The sequence below is a fragment of the Streptomyces sp. S6 genome, from assembly GCF_054880855.1.
Genome location: NZ_JBTYMC010000309.1, coordinates 1 through 7753 on the forward strand (window position 1 = coordinate 1; position 7753 = coordinate 7753).

Annotated in this window: 4 protein-coding genes and 1 pseudogene; 1 reads left to right on the forward strand and 4 read right to left on the reverse strand. The window is 72.7% G+C overall.

Annotated features, from left to right (window positions below; genetic code table 11):
• Positions 1-1610 (forward strand): eCIS core domain-containing protein (locus tag ACVNF4_RS29330; protein ID WP_461805907.1); only part of this gene is annotated, 1610 nt, incomplete at its 5' end.
• Between the two features lie 48 nt (positions 1611-1658).
• Here ACVNF4_RS29330 and ACVNF4_RS29335 read toward each other — a convergent pair.
• The 4 genes and pseudogenes from ACVNF4_RS29335 to ACVNF4_RS29350 all read right to left on the reverse strand — a co-directional run.
• Positions 1659-3683: a phosphocholine-specific phospholipase C gene (locus ACVNF4_RS29335; protein WP_461805908.1), complete on the reverse strand. Its 2025-nt coding sequence runs from the start codon at positions 3681-3683 to the stop codon at positions 1659-1661.
• A gap of 167 nt (positions 3684-3850) precedes the next feature.
• Positions 3851-5803 carry a hypothetical protein gene (locus tag ACVNF4_RS29340; RefSeq protein WP_461805909.1) on the reverse strand — a complete coding sequence of 651 codons (1953 nt, stop codon included), beginning with the start codon at positions 5801-5803 and terminating at the stop codon, positions 3851-3853.
• On the reverse strand, positions 5787-6938 hold the full coding sequence (locus ACVNF4_RS29345; RefSeq protein WP_461805910.1) for a hypothetical protein: 1152 nt from the start codon (positions 6936-6938) through the stop codon (positions 5787-5789). Before ACVNF4_RS29345 ends, ACVNF4_RS29340 begins: the two co-directional genes overlap by 17 nt.
• Positions 6935-7753 (reverse strand): annotated as a pseudogene (locus ACVNF4_RS29350) (hypothetical protein); the annotation flags it as partial. The gene ACVNF4_RS29345 and the pseudogene ACVNF4_RS29350, both read right to left, overlap by 4 nt.

Sequence of the window (7753 nt, forward strand, 5' to 3'; positions counted from 1 at the left end):
TCGCGCCCCTGCAACGCGCCGTCGGGAACGCGGCGGTGGCGCGGATGGTCCAGCGGCGGCGGGACGCCGACGACGAGCAGCCCGTGCAGCGCTCGACCGTGCCCGACGTGCTGCGCTCGTCCGGGAGGCCGCTCGCACAGCCGGTGCGCGCCGAGATGGAGCAGCGGCTCGGCGCGGACTTCTCCGACGTCCGGGTGCACGAGGGCGTGGCCGCCCAGCGGTCGGCGGCGGAGGTCGGCGCCCGCGCCTACACCTCCGGGCACCACGTGGTGATCGGGGACGGCGGCGGCGACCGGCACACGCTGGCGCACGAGCTGGTGCACGTGGTGCAGCAGCGCTCGGGTCCGGTGTCGGGCACGGACGACGGCTCGGGGCTGAGCCTGTCGGACCCGGCGGACCGGTTCGAGCGGGAGGCGGAGGCGACGGCCCGCCGGGTGATGTCCGGGCCGGTCGCGGCGGGGCCGGACGGGGCGGCGGTGCAGCGGGCCCGGGGGACGGCCGTCCAGCGCATGACGAACGAGGAGGCGGAGGGCGCGACCGCGTCGTCCTCGTCATCCTCCTCGTCGTCCTCCTCGTCCGTCGATCCGCTGACGGCCTTCGCGGCGGCCACCTACACCCCCGGCGCGGGCGGGAGCGTCGGAACCGTCGCGGACGGGCCCCGCGCGGCGACGCTCCGGCAGATCGCGTGGGAGGAACACTGGGCGCCCATCGCGGAGGTGTGCCAGAAGTACCACTACACGATCGCCGTGCGGGAGACCGGCGAGTACTCGATCAAGCGGCTCGCGGAGGGCGCCAAGCCGAAACCCCACACCATCCTGGAGAAGTCCATCAAGCCGGGCTCGGTGAAGAAGGCGCACGGCGCCGAGAGCGACCAGGTGCTGGAATGGCTCGCCAAGGAGGACCTGGACGGCTTCGTCGGCCACTGGGGGGACGCCGGGCTTGAGGGGGTCCGCATCGACAACCCGCCGTCGAGCGTCCTGGACCTGGGGGTCGTACAGACCGGCGCCGGCGGTATTCAGTACGTGCCGATCACGCTGCTCCAGCCGGGCGGGGGCGCCGCGTTGACGAAGCTCAGGACAGAGGTCCCGACCTGGAAGACGCTCCTGTACACCGGGGACTACGACCTGCACGAGGCGTACTCCTGGATGGGTGCCACGAGGGGCGGCGGGCAGATCGCCGAGGCGTCGGACGCGAAGGTCCACCTGCTGAACCGGCTCAACGCCGGGGTCGCGAACAGCTCCGACACCCCGGTGAGGCGCTCGGGCAAGGCGGTCAAGGGGGAGCACGGGCTGCACATGGAGGACTCGCCGTACGCGATGTTCCAGCACGGCGACCAGGCCACCTACCGGATGAACCAGGTCCTGGAGGCGAAGGCCGAAGGGGTGAAGCCGCTGGTGGCGAAGCTGGTGAAGGCGGTGGCGACGGAGAGCGACGAGCCCATGGGGTGGTGCCGCTGGGGTCAGTGGTACGTGACCATGAACAAGGCCGAGCACGCGGCGCTGCGCGCGAAGTGGGGGCTGGTCACCCCCAACACGTGGAGTCCGAAGGCCGTGGAACGCACGGAGAACCCCGACCCCGAGCACGGGTACAGGACGGCCAAGTACATCTGACCCGGCCGTCCCGTACCCGTACTACCTGCACTACCCGTAGTACCCGTGCTACTCGGTGATGATCGCCGGGTCGCTGACCCCCGGCCGGCCGTTCTCCACGTGACCGGCGAAGCGGCGCAGGAACGTGGAGGACGAGTGGGAGGTCACCGTCAGGTCGTACCAGCGGTGGCCCTTGCTCGTCTCGACGGTGCGCTTGAGGACCGCCTTCGGGCGGAGCTTCACCGTGGTGGTGCGGGAGCGGTAGGCGTCGGTGACGCGGAGTTCGACCGTCTCCTTCGACTTGTTGGTGAAGGTCAGCTCGACGTGGTCGCCGACGTGCCGGGCGACGACCTCGGGGCCCGCGTGCGCGGTCTCGCCCTTGAAGGAACGCAGGAACCCGGCCGGGCCGTGGACCGTGAGGTCGTAGGAGGCGCCCGGGAAGGTGCCGGAGATCTTCTTGCCGGCACCGGTCGTGTAGCTCCGGGGAGTGACGCCGGCCGTGGTGACGAGGAACGCGCCACCGGCGTGCGCCCCTGAGGCGAACGTCAGGGTCAGCGCGCCGCCCTCGGCCTTCGCGTCCACGCTGGGCGCGTACTTCAGGGGCCGGGTCGGGCGGTGGCCGCGCTCCTGGCGGGGCAGCGCGGGGTGGGCCGGCGGGGTCGGGACGTAGTCGGGGTGCCGCTTGTCGTCGAGGGGCTTGTAGCCGTCCGTCGACGGGAGGGGCACCGCGCGGACGTCCTTGCGGGAGAAGTCGAACGCCGAGGTCAGGTCGCCGCAGACCGCGCGCCGCCACGGCGAGATGTTGGGCTCGTGGACACCGAACCGGCGCTCCATGAAGCGGATCACCGACGTGTGGTCGAGGGTCTCGGAGCAGACGTAACCGCCCTTGCTCCAGGGCGAGACGACGATCATCGGCACGCGCTGGCCGAGCCCGTAGGGGCCGGCGACATGGCCCGCCGCGTCGCCGCCCTCGAACAGGTCGGGGCCGACCTCGACCGTGGAGCGGCCCTGCTCGGGGAAGGGCGGGACGACGTGGTCGAAGAAGCCGTCGTTCTCGTCGTACGTGATGAACAGGGCCGTCTTTGACCACACCTCGGGGTTCGAGGTGAGCGCGTCGATGACCTGCGAGACGTACCAGGCGCCGTAGTTCGCAGGCCAGTTGGGGTGCTCGGTGAACGCCTCGGGGGCGGCGATCCAGGAGATCTGCGGCAGCTTGCCGGCCTTCACGTCGGCCTTGAGCTGAGCGAAGTAGCTCTCTCCGGCCTTCGCGTCCGTGCCCGTGCGGGCCTTCTCGTAGAGGGCGTCGCCCGGCTTCGCGTTCTGGTACTGGGTGAAGTAGAGGAGCGAGTTGTCGCCGTAGTTGCCCCGGTAGGCGTCCTGGATCCAGCCCCAGCCGCCCGCCTTGTCGAGGCCGTCGCCCCGGTCCTGGTAGATCTTCCAGGAGACGCCCGCCTTCTCCAGCCGCTCCGGGTACGTCGTCCAGGAGTAGCCCGCCTCGTCGTTGCCGAGGACCGGGCCGCCGCCCTGGCCGTCGTTACCGGTGTAACCCGTCCACAGGTAGTAGCGGTTCGGGTCGGTCGAGCCGATGAACGAGCAGTGGTAGGCGTCGCAGACCGTGAAGGAGTCGGCGAGGGCGTAGTGGAAGGGGATGTCGCCGCGTTCCAGGTGCGCCATCGTCGTGGAGCCCTTCGAGGGGACCCACTTGTCGTACTTGCCGCCGTCGAACGCGGCGTGGCCGTCGTTCCAGCCGTGCGGGAGGTCCTGCACGAAGGCGAGGCCCAGGTCGTCGTGGTCGGGGCGGAAGGGGAGGAGGTCCTTCGTGCCGTCCGACTGGTACCAGACCGGCTTGCCGTCCTGCCGGGTGACGACCGGACGCGGGTCGCCGAAGCCGCGCACACCGCGCAGCTTGCCGAAGTAGTGGTCGAAGGAGCGGTTCTCCTGCATCAGGACGACGATGTGCTCGACGTCCTCGATCGACCCCGTCCGATGGTTCGCGGGCAGCGCCGCCGCCCGCTCGATGCTCCCGGACAGCGCGGTGAACGCCGTGGTGGCACCCGCGAGTTGGAGAAAGCGGCGCCGGTTGACCTCTGACATGGGGGGACCTCTCGACCTGGGCGGTTTCGTTCCGGCCGGTTCGCGTCGGAATGCGTTGCGCCAGGAGTGTCGCGAGGGGGGCCGAACGAGGGGGGTGGGGCGGGTGGCGGTGGCGTGAAGGGGGCGGGTACGGGCGGGGACGGTGGGGTCGGAGGGGGGTAAGAGGCTTACCGGCGCAGGAGGAGGATCAGCAGGACGAAGAGGGCGAGGAGGACGAGGCCGATGACGACGGCCTTCGCCGTGTCGTCGGGGGGTGAGGGGGTGCGGTGGGGGGAGGGGGTGAGGGGGGCCTCCAGGTGCCTGAACTCGATGACGGGGGTGAGGTCTTCGGTGAGGGGGAGCGGCTCGGCGGGGCCGGACTCGTCCCGCTGTTCCCAGGGGCGGGTCCTCGCCAGTTCGCGCCACAGGCGGGGCGGGAGGTCCGGGGCGGGGTCCTGGTCGAACAGGGTGCGCTGCCAGAACTCGCCGACCGGTGACGGGTGCCGGCCGCCCAGCGTCTCCACGAGCCGGCCGGCCTGCCGTTCCAGTTCCGGGCGCCGCAGGTACGGCTGCACCGCCCAGCGGAACATGCGCGCGGCGCCTGCCGCTCCCCCGTGGCAGGAGTTCCCCTTCGCGAGTTCCGCGCGCCAGTCGTGCCGCAGGTACATGCCGTGGCCGATGACCGTCCCCGCGAGGCTCAGGGCCTCCCCGTGCGTGCGCCACTTCGTCCGGCGCTCCAGCGCCCGCAGGATCGCGCGGGCCGCCTCGGGGGTGAGGCCGGGGCGGGCGAGTTCCTCGCAGAGGGCGTGGTCGGGGAGGCGGTCGAGGGCCGGGGGCGGGTCCTGCCGGGTGGGGCGTTGGCTCCACCAGTCCAGGGAGATGTATTTGGTGACCCGGCCCAGCTTTCGGGCGCGGCACGGGAGGGGGCGGTCGGTTCGGGGTGGGGGTGGTGGAGGTACGGGGGTGGGGGCGGGTTCGGGGTCGGGGGTGTGCGGGTCGTAGGGGTCGTACTGCTCGGGGAGGGGTGGGAGGAGGGTGGGAGGAAGAGGTGGGTAGTTCGTGGGTACTACGGGGGCTACGGGGGCTACGGGTATTACGGGTTCCGGCTCGGGAGCGGGTCCGGGCGTCGGCGCCGGCTCAGGTTCGAGTACTACAGGCAGTACGGGTACTACGGGTACTACAGGTTCGGGCTCCGGCACAGCCACAGGCTCCACCGCCGGCGTCGTCCCCGTACCACCCCCACCTCCCAGTCCCGAGATCAACGCGTCGAGCCTCTCCCCCACCCCCATCGCCCCCGGCCCCGGACACCCCCGCAACACCCGCAGGAGCCCCTCGGGCCGCCCCGGCTCCGCGAGGAACAGCTCGACCAGCCGCCCCGCGACCTCCCGGGCCTCGTCACGCGGCGCCTCCGTGAAGGAGATCCGCTCGGCCCCGGCGCCCCCCACCGCCGACCGGGGCCACTCGGGCACGCAGACGAGCCTCAGCCGTGCGTCGGCCTGGGTGTCGAAGCTGGCGTAGGTCAGGGAGGTGTCCCCGAGCCACTCCCCCAGCATCGCGCACACCCCCCAGATGAGCAGGGGCGCGTAGTTGACCTTGTCCAGGTCCTGGACGTCCCGGCGCAGGAACGTCAGCCGGCGTTCGGGGGTGCGGACGAGCTGGGCGACGGCGATCTCCAGCGGCGTCCGGATGTAGGCGACGTTGCCGAGGTACGTCGGCAGGAGGCCGTCGATCTGCCGGCGCACGGCGTCGGCGGGCACCTTCGTCAGCTCCCCGGACGCCTCGTCGGGCACCCCGAGCCAGTCCCAGGCGGGCATGGCGAGGGTGACGGAGTCGCGGGCGGTGAGCAGCCCGGGGCTCCCGACGAGGGCACGGGAGACGGTGGACTCCCGGCCTCGCGCGTCCAGCGAGGGCCTGCGGTGGACGACGACGGCGTCCCCGCTCGCCGGGTCGAAGCACCGGACGACGCTGGGCCGCCGGCTCTGCTCCCCCTCGACCCGCAGCAACGGCGCGAGCAGCGCCCGGAGTTCCTCGGCACGCGTCTCCCCGCAGGAGTACGCGGCGGCGGCGATCCCGGTGACGTACCGGTCGCGGTTGCCCTCCCAGCGGAACAGCAGCCGGTCGAGTTCAGCGGAGTCCGCCACCGGCCACCCCTCCCGTCCCGCCGAGGCGACCGGCACCACCCGGGCCACCGGCCCCGCCCGAACTCCCGCCCCCACCGGCCCCCACCCCACCCGTCTCCTTCGTGAACATCCCGCACATCGCGAGAATCGACACCAGCGGCCCCAACACCCTTCGCGACCGCACCCCTTGGGGGAACGTCCGCTCGCGCGCACTCCCCCCGGTCGCCGACGCGAAGTGCAGCGTGCACCTCAGCGCGCTGTCGAACGGCCGCAGCCACCCGGGGTCCGCGTGCCTGCGCAGGAACGCGTACGCGTCCCGGCTCTCCTCCCGCAGCAGCCGGGGATCGTACCCGGCGTCCTGCCCGAGCCACCGGTCCACCGGCGGTTCGAAGCGCAGCAGATCCGCCTTGCCGACCACCAGCGCGCAGGGGATGTCGAGGTAGCCGTCGCGCAGCGGGAGCCGGTCGAGGACGGTCTCGAACGCCGGGTCGCTGCCGGTGAGTTCGAGCCCGGCGTCCTTGCGGGGCTCGTCGAGGTGCGGCAGCTTGAGGGCGAGCAGCGGATCGACGACGAACACGAGCGCGTCGACCCCGAGGAGGAACCGCAGGAGGCTGTCCGTGCGGATCAGGTCCTCCCCGCCGAGGTCGAAGAACGCGACGGGCCGTACCTGCCGGTCGGCGCCGGTCAGCAGCAGCGCCTCCACGAACTCGGCGAACGACGTCTGCCCGGTCCCCTCCAACTGCCGTCCCTGGCGCAGCCGTACGACCCGTTCGCGGACGAACGCGGCGTGGTCGGCGGGGTTCACGGACTGCCAGCGCACCCCGTAGGGGTCGAGGCCGCCGCCGATGACCTCGGCGACCATCTGGGTGAGGAGATGGCTCTTGCCGCTGCCGGAGGCGCCGATCATGGCGACGGTGAGGGGGCGGCCGTTGGTGAGGTAGGGGACGGGGATGAAGTGCGGTTCGCCCTTTCCGTCACCGGCGCACGCCTGGAACGCGGAGCGCAGGATGTCGGCCCGGCGCAGGGGGCTCACCAGTTCGGCGGCGTCGAGGCGCTCGTACGCGAAGGTCTCGGTGCGGCGGTGCAGGCGGGACTCGTCGTACTGGACGTGTTCGAGGCAGTAGGGGCACAGGACACGCTCGTGCGGGGTCGTCACCAGGCCCTCCCGCCGAACAGCCGGGAGCGGCGCCGGGGTTGGGGGTCCGGTTCGGCGGCGGGGGTGTCGGGGACCACGCCGGCCGCCCTGCGTTTGCGTTCCATCGCGCGGTCGTACTCCTGCCGGTGGGGTTCGAGGGGGTCGGGGCGGGCCTCGGCGAGCGCGGCCGGGTCGGGTCCCGGCATCAACCGGCCGAGGACGAAGGCGGGTCGGGGTCTGGCGTCGGCGGTGGGCGCGAAGGCGTCGCCGAGTTCGAGGGAGCGGTAGGCGGAGAGGTCGGCGGGCGGGCCGTCCGGGTCGCCGGGGTGGCCGGCGGCGAGCTGGTAGACGATCTGCGCGGCGCTCCACAGCGCGTCCCGCGCGTCGCTGCGGCCCACCCCGCGCCGTTGTTCCGGGGAGGCGTACGGCGGTGTCCCGAACGGGAGGCGGGGGGTGTCGAGTTGGGCGGCCGAGGCGAGGTCCCACACCTGGACGTGCTTGCCGTCCCAGCGCACGGCGGCCGGCACGAGCCCCCGGTGGACGAGTCCGACGCTCTCCATCAGCCGTACCGCGAGGACCAGGTCGCGTTCCACGGTGCGCTGTTCGGTGGTGGAGATGCCGTAGGAGAGGCGGGCGGCCGGTTCGCCGCGCGGGGGCTCGTAGAGGAGGAACGGCTCGCCCGCGTCCAGGTCGTGGCCGACGAGCACCGGGAACAGCCGCTGGTAGGGGGTGGCGCCGAAGGCGCGGTGGACGGTGAGCGCGGCGCGCGCCTCGGCTTCGAGGCGCGGCGGGCCGGTCTCGGGGTCGGCGGCGGTGAGCCGGACGACGCTCCGGCC

Excerpts from the sequence above, each read along its gene's own strand:
- ACVNF4_RS29335 (WP_461805908.1), bottom strand. The coding sequence starts at position 3,683 with ATGTCAGAGGTCAACCGGCGCCGCTTTCTCCAACTCGCGGGTGCCACC.